The following is a 15,921-nucleotide window of genomic DNA, read 5'->3' as shown; positions in this document are numbered from 1 at the left end:
ACTTTTATTGAAATCCATGCTCCAAACGTTTTACTGTTCCACAATTTTTATTATATGAACCATCTGGACTATACCTCCATATAGTAATGTTAACAACTTATTATAAAGCAGGTGAAAATTATGCCATCAGTTGTAGGGAATTTAGTTGTACAAAATAGTAATGGTTCATTTAACTTAGGTGATTTCTACAACGTTTCTCCGAAAGAAAATACGAAAGCTTATAATGGTTCCGGCGCATCAAACGTTGGCTTTGTTGTTAATACTTTTAGCGGTGTTAGTGCGACCAATACATTTGATTCTGACCTTGCAGATCAAAACCAAGTGGGTACAGCCTAATCTTATGTTCAACTTTCTGTATAGAAAATTTAAATTTGTCTATACTATAATCAGGCTGTTTGACAGCTCTTGTTGATTTTGGAGTACCCTATCTTTTTCTCCCTTTCCCTGGGGCTCAGCAGCTAGCACGAAGCTAGCTGCTTTTTCTTGTATTATTTGTTTCATAAATCAGAAATAAAAGAAGCTGCCATTTAATATTCAGCTTCTTTTACGTTATTTCAATAATATCCATAGCGTTAAATACATAAGTTTTATAAAAGGCGTCTGTACAAATTACAATTTGTTTTACCGGATTGATATGTACAACTGTCATATAGCTTGTTAATATGTAGCCATCTTCAAAATATGTTACCAATATTTCTTTCTCAGACAGTAATGACGTTAATAATTTATCAGAAATTCTCTCTTTTGCTTCGTTTGTTAAAAGCGGTTTTTGTACTTTTAATTTCTCTCCAATAATCTTTCTCATATTTAAAAGTTGTTCGGACATTACTGTAAACGGAACCCACTCTCTTTCTTCTTTTTGTATCTTTACATCGTTCATTTTTTATCTCCTTGATCATTTATACATTTATTTAGCCATACTATCCCTTAGTTATTTTTAATACTCACTAAACTCGGATTTACTTCTAAACTATAATTAGGTTACCCTCTCAAAAGAACATTCGTTCTTATTACACACGAACTTACGTTCTTTTGAGAAGAGCCATACTTATTATTTTTTAACAAAAAACAAAATTTTAATTATCTCCATACTTTTTTCCTTTATCAAATAAACTTCTCATTTTTTATGTAAAATGCATATAACAACTAAAAGGCGACTTCACACAAAGTGAAATCGCCTGTTTCTAAAAAATATTTCAAATTTTATTTTTCTATCCTAACTAATGTTCTTTCTGGAATACATAATTCATCTATATTAAAATGATTTATTTTTAATTTCAATTCCCCTACTCGTTCCTTATCTTCATCACCAACCCAACAACTAAATAATTCGAAATAGTCTCCATCTTCCGAATAGCCTTCCATAATCTTGCATAAAGTTAAAATTTTTTCTTTCGCTTCTTTTTTTCCTTTACGTTTTGCCACTCGACAAGTTCAATTCCCCAACTAGTTGAAACCTCATATGTGTAATTTGTTTGGAATTGATACTCATGTACAATTTCAAGCATACTTTCATCTGCAAAACACGGTCCAAAAACAATTACATCATTAGAATCTGGATCCGTTAACGGAATTTCTACATTACAGCCTATGTAACTTGCTAAACTCATTTTATACTCCTCCAATATTCGTATAAAAATACTTCATAGTATATTTGTTTACTCAAATATAAAATCCCTGCCTAAACAAAAAAGTTTTAAATTTTTTCGTTTATTAACCATCTATAACTGAAAACATATGCTATGATGAACGAACTCACAAAGCATAAGAAAAGAGAGCATTTACAACACTCTCTTTTCTTACATACTCTATGAAACTTTACAAAACTGAATCAGTGATTTTTATTATTACATTTCATTACATATACTTAGGTTGTACTATTATATGTAACTCTCTCTCTGTATCCGCTTTTTTCGGATGACGAAAATAATTAAGTTCGTACTTTAACACTTTATACTCAACAATCCCGATTTTAATCCCTTTCGTTTCTTTTAATATAGCTAATAAATCACTTACATTTTCATCATATGACTCAAAAATTTTCGCGCGGCCCTCTCCTTGAAAGATTACTTTCATATATTCTCCCCACCTTAATTTATTGATGTGGTAAATGACGCGTTTAAAACGATTCATTCTTTATCCTAAAATTTTCACACCAAAAAGAACATCCTTTCCATTCGAATGCTCAGCTTTTTACTAATTATCCATGTTAAATATTTATTCAAAAACATTATATGTATTATTTTTCAAATTATGTTCGATATCCATTATTAAAGGATAAATATATGTAACACCCTTGCATAATGAAAACCGTATAATATACACTTTCGTTGAAATAATTATAGCACCTTTAATTACCATCCATAATTTCCCATTGTAATTCTTAATATTTAAATGTAATATTGTATTGTCTTACTATCTATTTATAACTCACACACTAATTAGAAAAGGGAACTCTATATGAGTTCCCTTTTCTAATTATGATTACAATCATTATTTCTTTTCTAGAAATTTAAATGTATCTTTAAATTCTTTATTATTCACTTTAATATCAGCATCTTTCAATAAATCATTGACTACTTGTTGTTTCCATTTACCTGTCGTATCTTGTAGTCTTTGTTGTTCTAAATCTTTACGAATTTTTTCCTTTACTTCATCAAATGGCTTTAATTCTTTTTTATCCGTCACTTTAATAATATGGTAACCGTAAGTTGTTTTAACTGGATCACTTACTTGGCCTGCATCTAATTTATACGCAGCTTCCTCAAATTCTTTCACTGTTTGTCCAGGAGCAAAACCAGATATTTCCCCACCCTGTTCCTTTGACCCAGTATCTTCTGAATACTGTTTTGCTAAGGCAGCAAAATCTTCACCATTATTTACTTTCTCCTTTACTTCTTTAGCCGTTTTTTCATCTTTCACTAAAATGTGACTTACTTTCATTTCTGGTTTATAGTTATCTTTCACATCTTTTTCTGTGACTGTTGCTTTAATCGCTTTCTCAAATGCAATTTCTGGCTTCATTTTTTCTTTTAATTCATCTTCATTTTTCAATCCAAGTTGTTCTAAAGTCGATTTAAAGTTCTCACCCATTTTATCTTTTGCTTCTTCTACTTTCTTTTTTGCTTCCTCATCCGAAACTTTATATTTATCTAGTAATGCCTTACTTAACATCATTTGATATAAAGTACTTTCTCCATATTGTTGTCGTAATTCTTTACTTAATTCTTTCTCTGTAACATTTCCTACTTTTGATGTTACTACGTTGTCTGAGGAACCGCATGCAGATAATGCTAGCATCACGCATGAAATAATTGTTCCAATAAATATTTTTTTCTTTTTCAATTCAAATACCTCACTTTTATCATTATGCAAATTAACTATACACAGGCATTGTGAAAACAGTGTGTTTTCTACATGTAATTCATTTCATATGAGTTGACTATGTATCATGCATTTCCATTTTCAAACATAAAGAGTCTTCTTACTATTATGTATAGTAAGAAGACTCTTTACATACACCTCAAAAACAATACGACTGCTATAGTTACTTAATACTTACATGTTCTTCAGGTATCCAACGATTCTGCCCGATATCTACTGCATTTCCCACTCTAACCCACACTCGAAAAGATGTCGATCCATCTATAGTTCCTTTATAATTCATACATTCAGGCTCTTCATAATAATTTACTCTGTAGCCAACAGGATATTTCGAAGTTGTATAAAACCATTTCACCTTAAAATGTTTTAAATATGCCCACTGCTTATCGTTCCCTAAACAAATCATATCTTGCTCACCGCCTCCCCAATAACCTGTTAAGATTAAATATGGAATTTTCTGAGTGAGTGCACCTGTAAATTGAGGATTCATGGGGTTTTCATATAAATTTATTCCGTATCCATCAGGATATTTCGAAACTGCAATACCAATGCCATTCGGTTGCTGTGTATACACTATGTTAGGTTGATTTGCTTTGTTCGAATCTATAAACCAAGAAAGTGACTTATTTCCTACTAATCGATTCAGATCACATTTCCCAATCCCAGGAACATTCCCTGAATCCGTATATTGCCAAATATCACATGGATATGCTGGCTTATTCCCTCCATAACGAGGAATCCATACGAAATCAGCTTCCATATTACGTGCTCCAAATGATAAATACGTGTGATGCCCTACATATAATCCTACTTTTTCCGCACCTAAACGGCGTAATTCATCAATAAATGCCTGTGTCCCGCCTTGCATATCTGCCATCGTTTGAACTTCTACGTCCGCCACCCAAAACTTAGCTGATTGATCACCACGATTCCAAAAATCTTGTGCCTCTTTCTTTGCATCAGCAATAGATATAAAACGGCAAAAAGCATAATTACCAAATGGGATACTATGCTTTTTCATTTCACTAACATAGTTTTGATACATAAAATCCACCGTATTAGAGCCATCTTGAACTCTAGCTATCACTAAATCTAGCTGAGATGCTGCAATATCCCAATTGATAGTTCCATTCCATTTTGAAATATCTACAATATAACCCATACATTCCAGCTCCTTTTTAATGTCCTATTCATAGCTTGTTTTATTGTAAGCCTCCCCTCTCTAAAACTAGCTATCTATAATATAAATAAAAAGAATCTTTACTGTTTTTAAAAATATATTCTCTTTCAGAAATATTTCTATTAGTTTTAACATATTTGCCACATAAAATATTCGAAATACACCCTACTATTCATTTGTTATGTAATCTCGTCCTATCAATCATTTTTACGGATATTAGAAAAAATCCTCCTACATTATTAAATTAAAATTTCCAATATCAATTCCCTTTCAACTAAAAAAATTCATCCCTCATTTTCTATATATTCTTAAGTCAAAATTACTATCTTTACATGCTGAGATTTAGAAAAATTTTAATTAACGGGATATTAGCTAAAAAAACGACTTTGATACATATAAAAAGACATTTTCTATTCATGAAAATGTCTTTTTACAGTTTAATAAAATAACTTTGGTGCTAAATCTGCATTTTGCAATTCTTGATTTTCACTACTCATAACACAACTTGTGGAAAATAGAATTGGGGCATCACAAATCTCATCCTGCATAACATCATGAAATACATTTGCAGCAACACCTGTAAACGTTTGACATAAATTTGAAATATCATCATTAAAAAATTGAATCACTTCGGCTTTAAACACCGGAAAGACAACATTAGATCCGCCAGGGAACTGAGGCTGTACCACAACTTGATCAAAATAAGGATTATTTTCTAGTGCTACTAGAAATAAATGTGCAATTTCAAAAGCATCTAGTGGACAAGGTACTGGATTTACGATTTGATTTTCATTATTCGTTACAATAACTGTCACACTTACGTTCCCAAATTCTACAAAAGATTTTAGAAGCGTTGCTAACGCTATCGCTTTTTCATTACTTAACGCATGCACTAAAATAATAAAATTCCCACCAACTGGAATAAGTGGACCAACTGTAACAGTTGGATCAGCGCCTATTGAATTTACCAATTTATTAAAATATGTGATCCACGGTGGTGAAAGCTGAGGTTGAGCTTGTACATTTTCTTGCATTCTTTTATTACCTCCTCATACAATTCTCACTACCATAATATGTATTAGGACAAAAAATGCATTAGATAAACTACTCATTTTTCATATTATATTAATTATACATTTCATATAGTATTCTCAGTTTTTTTTCACATGTTTAAGTACTTATATGGCCATAAGGCTCTATACTATAATCAACTTAACTAAGATTTCATACTATATAAATACACCTTAATAATTATTTAAATAAAGAGGTGACGCATATATATTATGGAATATTAGGAGCTGATTTCGTGAAAAAAAAACCTATCATATTTAAAGTTCCACCTAATTCAAAACTAAAAGTTACATTTTTCGGTCCTTGTAACGAAGTAATTACAAATGTGTCTATAATTAATCAACTATGCACCCCTAAATGTCAGACTATCACGCAATACCCAGACTTTAAGAAATATGTAACTGAAGTACGATTGCTATCCCGTTGTTAGTCCGCATAATGTACGATTTTCACAACTTTGTTACCTAAAATAACTGAGAAAGAAAATAACTGCATTCCTAAACTAAAATTACTCATTTTATGATATTCCATTGATAATTTATTGATTCTTTACACTTTTTCATTAAAGGAGCATATATTATTGTATGGAGATTATCCACTCATAAAACCTATCTTTCTTTGGAGCGTACTTTTTATGTATGCTCTTTTTTTATGTAACCTTCCCCTTCTAAATTGACCTACAATATATTAAAATTCTTTATATACTCAAGGAGGTCAAATATGTTCAAGCTGCATCCAATACTACTCATCTTAGGATTGATTTTGTTTTTATATAGTGTAATCGTCTTTATGTTATTCTTTTCAGTGCATTAGCATTCCCTACACAAATCTATGTTCAATATATAATTTCTATATAGTAAAAAAAACGTAATGATACGATCTTTTATGTATTCCATCTTTCTTGTTCTATAAGAAAACTAGTAAACTTACTAACAATGAGTTTTCAGAAGCATGTTACTTATTTACGTATTATTTTGTTCATTATCTGAAGAAGGTTGAAGCATCTAAAAATTAAACTACACTTTACCTATTTACTTATATATTTTAGAAAAACAATAATAATCCCCCACCATTTGGTAAGGGGATTAACTAAACCTACTAAAAAACATTTGATGATCTGCTTTATTTAATTGGAGAAGGAAATCTTGCTGCTTCAAAGTGAACCGTATTTACACCATTAACATTTTGTACAATTACGCCCGCAATACTACTTTCTGCAAAAATTTCAACTAAATCTCCTGCTTCTAATTGAAGAATAGTAGTTACGGAAACATCATTATTAAAAAATACTCCTGTTCCAAAGAAATCATTATCTATCGCTATTGCTGGATTTCCATTTACACGAATTTCTACTCTAGCTCTGTAATTCACATTAAAATCATTTGGAGAAAATGTTATATTTCCTAATACACTATATACCCCTCTAGTTTTCGGAGTAAAAATGGATGTTACTGGATTATATTCATTCGCTAGATCAAATTGTTCATTTTGAAATAATACTTTAATAGGAGTATTTGCTAGAACAGGTTGATTAACTGTATTCACAGCTCTAAATGCCGATGCCCTTACAAGCTCCTCTTTCTTATCATCACAACACTTCACATTTACATACTTCCTATCACATTTACTACTTTTCCTATAACAATCATGACTTTCCTTTTTGTAATCTTTACAATACTTACAGTAATAATAAGACATAGTTAGTCCCCCTTTACACTTATTTTTACATAGTATGCAATATAGATTAGAATAACTTGGACGACCTGTTACTATTTTTAATAGAGTTAAAAACCCTCACCATTTCGGTGAGGGTTTACCTTTAAGCTTCTGTAAACTCATTGTTTAATAACTTTATTTAATTGGAGAAGGAAATCTTGCTGCTTCAAAATGTGCACCATCTTCTAAAGGACTTAAAACTCCATCTATACTACTTTGTGCATAAATCTCAACTTCATCCCCTGCATTCAATTGAACAATCGTCGAAACACTTACGACATTTCCAAAACTTATTGGACCAAAAAAGTCATTATCTATTGCTATCGCTGCGTTTCCATTCACACGAATTTCTACACGTGCTCTATAATTTAAAGTTGGATCGTTTGGAAAGAAACCAATCGTTCCAATAATAGAATATACACCTTTAGTCTTCGGCATAAAAATAGATGTTGCTGGATTATACTCATTCGCTAAATCAAATTGTTCATTTTGAAATAACACTTTCACAAAAGTATTAGCAGGAACATTTTGATTCACAGTATTTCTAGCTCTAAATGCCGATGCTCTAACAAGATTGTCCTTGTTATCATGACACTTACTAGTGTTCTTACAACAATCATGATGCTTCTTTTTATACTCCTTACAATACTTACAGTAGTAATAACAAGACATACTAATTCCCCTTTCAAACTTATTACTACATATTATGTAAGATTGATTTATAAGGTTTGGACTAGCTATTTTTATTATTCATAAGGGCGCTATTAACCTGCACCCTTATTTATATACACCACTTCATTCCTTACTAGTTATAAGTTGTATACAGTCCCATATGGAATAGTCAGAAAAGAACTTCCGTACGGTGTAACTTGATGTACTGGGTAAAAATACTCTACGGATGAATAATACGGTTGTACACCTTGCTGCTGCATTTGCAATTGTTGTTGCATTTGCAATGCTTGTTGAATAGCTTGGACTGTACTTTGTGCTCCACTATACGTTATAGATGTACCATAAGCTGGTCGCATACCAGCTTCAAAATTAAAATATGAATAAAACATTATTTTCAGCTCCCTTCCCGTATAATTTATTACAAATTATATTATGATTCATTATTTCAGTGGGTACTATAAAGCTAGTCCGCTCGATTATATTCAAATGACAAAATAAAAAAGTAGCTGCTAGACTACTTTGAATTCTTCTTATCACCAAATGAAATGATATACATATTCTCCCGTTACACGCTCATTAATTCCCGCAACCCTAACGAACCTAAGTAAATTCGCTCCTTGAAGGAAATATACCGAAATCGTAACCGGTACTTGTGACCACATGAATTGATAAAGCTCATTCACTCTCTGATTCGTCGTAACGATTAAATCATTTACAGGTCCATGATTCCATGCAGAGGTTTGTACTGAAGTGAAAGAAAGGTCTTTCCCATTAACCACTATTCTTGATACGCTTTGAGTTATGTCCACAATAATTCCCTCCAACATTACAAAATTTAGACCTTTTTTAGTTCATATTATTATAAATATTCTTGACTGTAATAAATGTTTAAGGCAAATCCCTAATAAAGTGAAACTTTAATCAGTGGGGGCTTACTGCCCGTTAATGCGGGATAAAATTTTTTATTCATATCCCTTAATTCCTATTACAACCATATACTTTCTAACCTTATTCAATTTTTGTAATTAAAATAAAAAGGCATCTTAATTAGATGCCCTTTACTTATCTTTTAATACAATTCTACTGTTAAAATAGCAACGCCAAATCCGATGCAAACCAATCCTATCAATATGAATAGCAATTGGAATCCCCATAAATCACTGATTATTTCTATAATATGCACCAGCACAATAATAATAAAATCTTTAAACCCACTGAAACCATGTTCCTTTGTCTCTCTGATTCCATCAATTACAGTCAGACAAACAATAAAAATACCTAAACCAATTAACATAAAACCTAATACAAGCATTCATATATCCTCTTTTTTCTTTTATCTCCTATTAACGAACATTTCCACATTAAAATTCAGTACATACGGGGAAGTTAGATAAAAAATTAACTACCCGTAAAACCTGATTAGTGTGTACTAATAATTAAAGGGAAGGCCCTCCTCTTCACTTTATATTATCATGAAAGGATATGAGCTTCGGAGTTATTTCTTTATAGAATAAAAAATAGCTAATTCACTACTTAAAAAGTAAAAAAAGCATCAGATTGACTAGTATGTAGATGGTTAAATGAATGTAAAATGTTTTTAAATTATTTACTCTTTTTTTAGCTCGGAAGTAACTCTCATCTCGTCCCATCTTTATACACCACTTTCTTAATCACACTGAACGCAATATTCAATTGATGAGTTTGTCATTTCGTTACCTCCAATTAACGCTTTTGTTCAATGTAGTTATTTTCTTGTATAATAAAAGTTAATTAATCTAGAAGGTACTCTGAGAAAGAGCGAAAAATCAGCTGGAAAGCTTATCGATTTAAATATCTATTCGAAATTAATAAGCGATTAATTTTAGTCACTCTGCCCATACTCAATCAAAGTGTGGGCTTCTTTAATTTCTGTATAAAATTCAAAAGTTTGACACAATCCTGGAAAAAGCTTATAAAGAAAAGTGAGGTTCCGTTATTTTCACACTTAGTAGCGCAGTCATGTTACATACAATTTTATAAGTGTGAACGAACTACAAAACTAAAAAACAAATAATAAGTTTGCAACATGTTTGCAAATACGAATTTTGCATATAAATTCGTGTGATATTGAAAGGAGTTTTACTTATGAAAGAAATTAAAACAGAACAAGAATTCAAAGACATCATCGCAAGCGAGGAGCCAGTAGTTGTTAAGTTCTTTACTACATGGTGCCCAGATTGCGTACGTATGGACAACTTTATCGGAGATGTAATGGAAGAGTTCAATAAATTTGAATGGTATTCTATTAATAAAGATGAGTTTCCAAGTATCGCTGAAGAGTATCAAGTAATGGGTATTCCAAGTTTACTTGTATACCAAAATGGTGAGAAGCTAGGCCACTTACATAGTGCTAACGCAAAAACTGAAGAGCAAGTTACTGAGTTTTTAGAAGCATACTAAAATAAAAGCCCTCTGGAAAATATTTTTCAGAGGGCTTTCATCTATTTTCACAATTATCTTTTGACGTTTTTCATCGTTTAATGAATTACACCTTGTCATTATAAGAATAATACATAGTAAGAAAAGTATTCGTTTCTTCATCCATCTACCCTCCTATCTCTTTAGTAAATAAACTCCAATTCGGTTTACACCCTGACTTTGTACTTTTCAACATATTTTTCCTTCACGAAACTTTGTTATCCCCTTCTTAAAAAGCTATAAAACGTCAACAATGTTTGTATAGACCCACACGACTTTCGTTTGATACTCTATTTATAGAAAGAAATTCCTTTAAAGAAAGGTGAGTGATTAAAATGGATACTCTTTCTCATAAAGAAGCTGATAAAGGTGCTATTGTCAGCATTATGGCCTACATATTTTTATCCTCTATGAAAATCATCATCAGTTATATTACCCTCTCTAGCGCATTACGTGCTGACGGTTTAAATAACTTAACGGATATCGGTGCTTCTTTAGCGATATTAATTGGTCTAAAAATATCTCGTAAACCTCGTGACCCAGATCATCCGTATGGGCATTCGCGGGCCGAACAAATCGCATCACTTGTTGCGTCCTTCATTATGGCAACAGTCGGATTAGAAGTTGTTATTAGTGCCATTCAATCTTTCTTAAATCCGAAACAAGCAGCACCTAATGTACTCGCTGCATGGGTTGCTTTATTTTCTGCTGTCGTTATGTACTGCGTGTATTTGTATACGAAAAAAATTGCAGCACGAACAAAAAGTAAATCATTAGAAGCCGCTGCAAAGGATAATTTATCAGATGCACTCGTAAGTATTGGTACTGTAGTAGGTATTGTCGGTTCTCAGTTCCAAATGCCTATTTTAGACCCTATTGCCGCTTTAATTGTCGGTCTTATTATTTGTAAAACTGCATGGGAGATTTTCGTAGAATCTTCTCATATGCTAACAGATGGAATTGATCCTGATAAAATGGAAGAATACGCTGATGCTATTGAGCATATTGGCGGTGTGGAAAACATTGTAGATATTCGAGCACGTATGTACGGGAATCAAACGTACGTTGATATTACAATTGAAGTAGATGCTCGTATGGATGTTGGAGAAAGTCACTGTATTACTGACAATATCGAGGCTATGCTTCGCAAAAAGTTTGGAATTTACCATGCACACATTCATGTTGAGCCAATGAAAAAAGAACCTATTATGACATAGGTTCTTTTTTTATGAACGTTTTATGAAATATAACACATAAAACGAGCCAGCTACCGCCAGCTGCCCATCCTGCTAATACGTCAGATGGATAGTGCACGCCAAGATATATTCGGCTAACTGAAATAGATAATACAACAAAGCTTGCTATAAGAATAATTAATAATTTTTTATGCAACGAAATACGATCTTCAGTAATTGTGACGTATGCAATAAATCCTAAAAAAGCAGTAGCATTCATCGTATGACCGCTCGGAAAACTATATCCAGTCGCAGTAACAAGCTGCGTGACATCAGGTCTTGCTCGTTCGTACCATAGTTTAAGCATACTGTTTAAATAACGAGATCCGTAGTAATTAATTGTTAGAAGTAACGCACTAAGCAACTTTTTTCTAACGAGAAAATACATTACAAGAATAATGAGTAATGGAAAATATATTCTTTTGGAACCGATAAAAGACACCCAAGTAAAATAGGTCGTCAAATAATCGTTTCGAAAGCTTTGAATAAAATGTGCGACTATATTGTCAAAATTCTCAATACAAGCGGTATGATACGAAAGTGATAATACGACAAAACAAATGAGTAACGTAAAACTTAGCAAGTATAAATGTCGATATCGTTTCACATACATAACCTCACTATGCAAAAAAATGGAGCGGTTGTTTTAGTTTTCCTCTCCATTTCTTTTTTATGCATAGTTTATTAAAAAATATAATTATTAATTTTTTGCTTCATCTCAGGGATATCTTCTCTTGTTACGGTAAAACGAATCACCTTCTCATCAAGATCAAGCGCCTCAGCGAATAATCCAGCTAAACCACGGGATTTTCTATCTACTTCCATAATAATTTCTAGTCGGTCGTATGCACGTGGCAAGATTAATAATTCTAATTCATCTAATTTCCCATAATGCTCTCCAGAAACCGGAATAAACTCAAATTCTTGTGCGAATGGAACTTGCTTACGTAATCGATGCGGTAATTCTTCACATTCTATATGACGTGCTTTAAACCCTAATTCATTTACACTATCTAAAACACTACTTAATAATGCATTGGGTAACACTTGAACGTAGTCGCGGTCACTTGGGTCTATACTACGTTTAATATCAAGACCTGTATGAATCCAAACCGTTTTCATACCAAGTGTAAGTGGTGCTTCAATTGGCATTGAAAAAGAAAATGGAATTTCAACTTTTTCATTCGGTTCTACAGAAAAAGGTTCTGTTAAGCGTACTCGCTCTAAATCATATGTTGCTGTTACTTTTTTATCATCCACTTCTCGTACATACGACGTCGATAATGTTAAGTAAATGCTTTCAATTTGTTGGCTAACTGAACCTCCAATTATATGAACCTTTCCAACTATTTCTTCCCCAACAATATACTCATCTTTTTCAAGAACAGTATCTACCTTTGCACTTCCAATACCAACGCTTGCTAAAAACTTTTGAAACATGGAGTCTCCATCCTTTCTAAAGCAGAAGCTACATCTTGTTTTAAATCTTGTACATTCTCATAGTACGGCGTTTTTATTTGTAACATTCGCATAAGAATTTCGCGATTATAATTTTCCAAAGTTAATTCTTCGTACCATGGTTTTTCCTGTTTTTCATTAGATTCATATCCTGCATATAATAAAAATAATGAGAAATGACCGAGCGCATAAAAGTCGCTACGAAAGTGAACTTCTCGCATCAAAGCTTGTTCACCTTCGTAAGTTGTAGCTCGCTCATCATCCTCACCTTTCCATTTAGCCAATCCAAAATCAATAATACTAATTTGATTTTCTTTCATTAGTATGTTTGGAATGCGTAAATCTCGATGAATAATGCCTTCACTATGAAACACCGATACAATTTCTAATATTTCATATAAAATCTCAAAAACTTCACGTTCTGTATATACATACCCATCTATGAAAATATAATCTTCAAAATTTTTACCAGGCATGTACTCCATCACAAAGAAGCTCTTTTTCTCCCATATGAAATGATCATATAGACTAGGAATTGCATGATGATTTAATGTTTGTAAAATCATTTTCTCTTGTTCAAATGATTTTCTACCAGACTCATATCTTTGTTTACTTTGTCTTAATTGTTTTAAGACTTTATATCTATTTATTTGTAAATCATTAACGACATATGTAACCCCATAACTGCCCATTCCAATTACTGATTCAATTTTATAACGTTCTGCAACAATTGTATTTTTTCGCAGTGGTCTATCAAATAATGCTAGTACACGACGCCATTTCATCAGCTACTTGAAAAGAAGCTACGGCTTTTACGTTTTCTTTTATAATGTTGATGTCCATAACCAGATGAACGTCGTTTATAATCGCTACTTGAATAAGAGCGCCCTCTACGACGATAATCACTACTTGAATACGAACGATATTTTTTCTTTCCTAATAAAGAATCAATAATTTTTTTGAACATCCCTTCACCTCTTGAGTAAAATTTCCTTTTCATTATACCAATAATTATTGACTATATTTGTGACAGGTTTGTAAAGAGTAAAAAACGACGAGTTATGCCCGTCGTTACTTTCATTCATCCTCTTCATCAAAAACTTCATCAATCATGCATTTCTCTAATAAATACTCAAATGTAATATCTGCGAGATCTTCAATTTCTTCTCGTTTTGGGACGTACCCTCTTTCAATTAGTTGCTCATAAAAAAACTCCGCAATCTCTTCCGTATCAATCACGACTTCAATTTCCTTCATGAGCATCACTCCTTTATTTCTGTTTTATGAAAAAATCTCAAAATTATGTATATGAGATTAGAAAAATAGATTTTATTTTTTTATAGGTCATAAGCTTTGGACGAGATGCATACGATTGTAGTACAAGCTATTCAAAGGGGGAAATAATAATGGAAAATCAATATGAAGTAGGACAAACAAAAGAAGAGTTCATGCATGAAGATCAATGGGCAGACTCTCTTATAAAGTGGCTTTTTATTTTTTTAATAGTTGTAGGCATACCTTATACTGCATATGTTGTTGTTCAATTTATTCTCTCTTTCTAGTTAACTATTTTTTCTCTGTCAATTTAACTAAATAATTATGAACAACATCCATTACAATTTTATATTCTTCATCTTTAAATGTATCGAACAATAATTGATAATCGTTATAAATATCAAGTAACCCATCAATGATTTCTTGACGATTCGTCTTAACACTCACTTTTTTCGAGTTGTTAATTGACTTTAACTTACCTAAATCTAATTTATTCATACCTGCTTTATCTTGTTTCAGTTTCTTCAAAATGGCATTTGCCGTTTGAGCATTCGCAAGTAACGTTAAATCTGACTCATCCGCTTCTAACCATTCACCATCCGTAATCCGTGACAATTCATAAATTGTATCTTCCCAGGCGTCATTCTTATATCTCCATACTTCTGTACGAAAACCAACAATACGGAAAACATCTTTATCATATCCAGTTACTTGCACAAGATCACCAAACGTGAAATTATAATTTAATTCAATCCACTCCGTATCGCCCTTTTTCATATCTTGCTCTGTAACGTGCTGCAATGTTTGCTCTACGTAAAATCCATCGTGATTATTGACTTCGTATACATAAACTCCATCTAAAACCTTCATATTTGTGATTTTCCCAACGGTTCCATATAGCGTAATCACGACTATGTCCCCTACGTTGTATTTAGGTTGTTTTTTTCTTGCCATCTCTATCTCTCCTTTTTTTGACGTCGTGATTTTGATATCAGTATATGCAACCTACATAAAAACGCTTATCACAGAAGCTTATATTCATAAATTTTTTCAATAAAAATTATAATCTTATAAAATTTACGTTACACTCAAAAAAAAGCTAGTAACTAGACTAGCTTTAAATCAACAAATTTCATAATAAAAAAACATACAGAATACTTCACTTTACACAAAGTAATGTATTCTGTATGTTTTCAAATAGTTTTTATCTATCTTGTATGTATAAATCCCAGGCTTCATCAAATATAGACATACTTTCTAGCATTCCGCTCAACTCTAAGTATGAACTAATTTCATCATAGTCTTCAGATTGCTTCGGAAAACTTAAATCATCATACATCGCCTCTGCTAAATCTGAAATTTCATTTCTAAATAAAGCTGCACGATGCTTCATCATATAATGGTAAAATGTTTTTTTCAAAAATATTCCCTACCTTTCTAACTTGGGTACATTATACAAGGCAAAAAAGAAAA

The 15,921-nt window shown here is 32.0% G+C and carries 24 protein-coding genes and 2 pseudogenes; 6 read left to right on the top strand and 20 right to left on the bottom strand.

All coding sequences use genetic code 11. The features are described from left to right. Positions 1 to 120 precede the first annotated feature (120 nt). Positions 121 to 336, top strand: a complete 216-nt coding sequence (gene gerPF, locus AC241_RS11435) for a spore germination protein GerPF (protein ID WP_001141569.1) — start codon at positions 121 to 123, stop codon at positions 334 to 336. Positions 337 to 544: 208 nt separating this feature from the next. On the opposite strand, the gene AC241_RS11430 is transcribed toward gerPF, so the two are convergent. The 7 genes from AC241_RS11430 to AC241_RS11405 all read right to left on the bottom strand — a co-directional run bounded on the left by AC241_RS11430 (position 545) and on the right by AC241_RS11405 (position 5,598). Next, positions 545 to 880, bottom strand: coding sequence for a YolD-like family protein (locus AC241_RS11430; RefSeq protein ID WP_001999741.1), 336 nt, complete (start codon positions 878 to 880; stop codon positions 545 to 547). A gap of 323 nt (positions 881 to 1,203) precedes the next feature. Beyond that, positions 1,204 to 1,365 (bottom strand): hypothetical protein, encoded by a 162-nt coding sequence (locus AC241_RS35150; protein ID WP_230690613.1) that lies wholly within the window; start codon positions 1,363 to 1,365, stop codon positions 1,204 to 1,206. Between the two features lie 14 nt (positions 1,366 to 1,379). Next, positions 1,380 to 1,610, bottom strand: a complete 231-nt coding sequence (locus tag AC241_RS35145; RefSeq protein ID WP_042968896.1) for a KH domain-containing protein — start codon at positions 1,608 to 1,610, stop codon at positions 1,380 to 1,382. A gap of 247 nt (positions 1,611 to 1,857) precedes the next feature. Next, on the bottom strand, positions 1,858 to 2,076 hold the full coding sequence (locus tag AC241_RS11420; protein WP_050843457.1) for a hypothetical protein: 219 nt from the start codon (positions 2,074 to 2,076) through the stop codon (positions 1,858 to 1,860). 417 nt (positions 2,077 to 2,493) lie between these two features. Beyond that, positions 2,494 to 3,345: a peptidylprolyl isomerase PrsA gene (locus AC241_RS11415; RefSeq protein ID WP_000727352.1), complete on the bottom strand. Its 852-nt coding sequence runs from the start codon at positions 3,343 to 3,345 to the stop codon at positions 2,494 to 2,496. Positions 3,346 to 3,547: 202 nt separating this feature from the next. Continuing rightward, entirely contained in the window at positions 3,548 to 4,546 is a 999-nt protein-coding gene (locus AC241_RS11410) for a glycoside hydrolase family 25 protein (RefSeq protein ID WP_050843455.1), read from the bottom strand. Between the two features lie 455 nt (positions 4,547 to 5,001). Next, the gene (locus tag AC241_RS11405; RefSeq protein WP_050843453.1) at positions 5,002 to 5,598 is read right to left on the bottom strand and encodes a hypothetical protein; all 597 of its coding nucleotides are present in this window, start codon (positions 5,596 to 5,598) and stop codon (positions 5,002 to 5,004) included. Positions 5,599 to 5,870: 272 nt separating this feature from the next. Between AC241_RS11405 and AC241_RS11400 the strand changes: the two genes are divergently transcribed. Beyond that, positions 5,871 to 6,065, top strand: coding sequence for a hypothetical protein (locus AC241_RS11400; protein ID WP_050843451.1), 195 nt, complete (start codon positions 5,871 to 5,873; stop codon positions 6,063 to 6,065). A gap of 692 nt (positions 6,066 to 6,757) precedes the next feature. Here the strand turns inward: AC241_RS11400 and AC241_RS11395 are convergent. The 6 genes and pseudogenes from AC241_RS11395 to AC241_RS32850 form a co-directional block, all read right to left on the bottom strand. Continuing rightward, positions 6,758 to 7,333, bottom strand: coding sequence for a complement C1q domain-containing protein (locus AC241_RS11395; RefSeq protein ID WP_016081742.1), 576 nt, complete (start codon positions 7,331 to 7,333; stop codon positions 6,758 to 6,760). Between the two features lie 153 nt (positions 7,334 to 7,486). Further along, positions 7,487 to 8,023 (bottom strand): C1q-like domain-containing protein, encoded by a 537-nt coding sequence (locus tag AC241_RS11390; RefSeq protein WP_001278088.1) that lies wholly within the window; start codon positions 8,021 to 8,023, stop codon positions 7,487 to 7,489. 137 nt (positions 8,024 to 8,160) lie between these two features. Further along, positions 8,161 to 8,412 carry a DUF3947 family protein gene (locus tag AC241_RS11385; protein WP_016081743.1) on the bottom strand — a complete coding sequence of 84 codons (252 nt, stop codon included), beginning with the start codon at positions 8,410 to 8,412 and terminating at the stop codon, positions 8,161 to 8,163. Positions 8,413 to 8,556: 144 nt separating this feature from the next. Further along, entirely contained in the window at positions 8,557 to 8,832 is a 276-nt protein-coding gene (locus AC241_RS11380; protein WP_230690612.1) for a hypothetical protein, read from the bottom strand. A 260-nt stretch (positions 8,833 to 9,092) separates the two neighbouring features. Next, positions 9,093 to 9,335, bottom strand: a complete 243-nt coding sequence (locus AC241_RS11375) for a hypothetical protein (protein ID WP_016081744.1) — start codon at positions 9,333 to 9,335, stop codon at positions 9,093 to 9,095. Positions 9,336 to 9,561: 226 nt separating this feature from the next. Then, a pseudogene (locus tag AC241_RS32850) lies at positions 9,562 to 9,672 on the bottom strand (2TM domain-containing protein); the annotation flags it as partial. Positions 9,673 to 9,801: 129 nt separating this feature from the next. Here AC241_RS32850 and AC241_RS35875 point away from each other — a divergent pair. From AC241_RS35875 to AC241_RS11365, 3 genes and pseudogenes are all read left to right on the top strand, one after another. Beyond that, positions 9,802 to 9,882: pseudogene (locus AC241_RS35875) on the top strand (GNAT family N-acetyltransferase); the annotation flags it as partial. A 265-nt stretch (positions 9,883 to 10,147) separates the two neighbouring features. Further along, positions 10,148 to 10,462, top strand: a complete 315-nt coding sequence (locus tag AC241_RS11370; RefSeq protein ID WP_000658787.1) for a thioredoxin family protein — start codon at positions 10,148 to 10,150, stop codon at positions 10,460 to 10,462. Between the two features lie 353 nt (positions 10,463 to 10,815). Then, positions 10,816 to 11,697 carry a cation diffusion facilitator family transporter gene (locus tag AC241_RS11365; protein ID WP_000380385.1) on the top strand — a complete coding sequence of 294 codons (882 nt, stop codon included), beginning with the start codon at positions 10,816 to 10,818 and terminating at the stop codon, positions 11,695 to 11,697. On the opposite strand, the gene AC241_RS11360 is transcribed toward AC241_RS11365, so the two are convergent. The 5 genes from AC241_RS11360 to AC241_RS11340 all read right to left on the bottom strand — a co-directional run bounded on the left by AC241_RS11360 (position 11,687) and on the right by AC241_RS11340 (position 14,430). Beyond that, positions 11,687 to 12,322 (bottom strand): phosphatase PAP2 family protein, encoded by a 636-nt coding sequence (locus AC241_RS11360; protein ID WP_000833369.1) that lies wholly within the window; start codon positions 12,320 to 12,322, stop codon positions 11,687 to 11,689. The genes AC241_RS11365 and AC241_RS11360 overlap by 11 nt on opposite strands. A gap of 77 nt (positions 12,323 to 12,399) precedes the next feature. Beyond that, complete coding sequence (locus tag AC241_RS11355; RefSeq protein ID WP_050843448.1) at positions 12,400 to 13,155, bottom strand: sporulation protein; 756 nt, start codon at positions 13,153 to 13,155, stop codon at positions 12,400 to 12,402. Next, a complete protein-coding gene (locus AC241_RS11350) occupies positions 13,137 to 13,958 on the bottom strand; it encodes a serine/threonine protein kinase (protein ID WP_029442234.1) in 822 nt (273 codons plus the stop codon). The genes AC241_RS11355 and AC241_RS11350 overlap by 19 nt, the downstream gene beginning before the upstream one ends. Next, positions 13,958 to 14,140 carry a hypothetical protein gene (locus AC241_RS11345; protein ID WP_000473371.1) on the bottom strand — a complete coding sequence of 61 codons (183 nt, stop codon included), beginning with the start codon at positions 14,138 to 14,140 and terminating at the stop codon, positions 13,958 to 13,960. The genes AC241_RS11350 and AC241_RS11345 overlap by 1 nt, the downstream gene beginning before the upstream one ends. Before the next feature lie 110 nt (positions 14,141 to 14,250). Further along, on the bottom strand, positions 14,251 to 14,430 hold the full coding sequence (locus AC241_RS11340) for a YozD family protein (protein WP_000658451.1): 180 nt from the start codon (positions 14,428 to 14,430) through the stop codon (positions 14,251 to 14,253). A 149-nt stretch (positions 14,431 to 14,579) separates the two neighbouring features. Between AC241_RS11340 and AC241_RS11335 the strand changes: the two genes are divergently transcribed. Next, on the top strand, positions 14,580 to 14,735 hold the full coding sequence (locus tag AC241_RS11335; protein WP_000431486.1) for a DUF3930 family protein: 156 nt from the start codon (positions 14,580 to 14,582) through the stop codon (positions 14,733 to 14,735). Between the two features lie 4 nt (positions 14,736 to 14,739). Here AC241_RS11335 and AC241_RS11330 read toward each other — a convergent pair whose 3' ends face one another. Then, positions 14,740 to 15,402: a hypothetical protein gene (locus AC241_RS11330; protein ID WP_000101498.1), complete on the bottom strand. Its 663-nt coding sequence runs from the start codon at positions 15,400 to 15,402 to the stop codon at positions 14,740 to 14,742. A gap of 250 nt (positions 15,403 to 15,652) precedes the next feature. After that, complete coding sequence (locus AC241_RS11325) at positions 15,653 to 15,868, bottom strand: YozE family protein (protein ID WP_000750717.1); 216 nt, start codon at positions 15,866 to 15,868, stop codon at positions 15,653 to 15,655. Between the last annotated feature and the right edge of the window lie 53 nt (positions 15,869 to 15,921).

Origin of the sequence: Bacillus thuringiensis, assembly GCF_001182785.1 — a bacterium.
GTDB lineage: Bacteria > Bacillota > Bacilli > Bacillales > Bacillaceae_G > Bacillus_A > Bacillus_A thuringiensis_S.
This window is presented reverse-complemented; position numbering and strand designations above follow the sequence as displayed.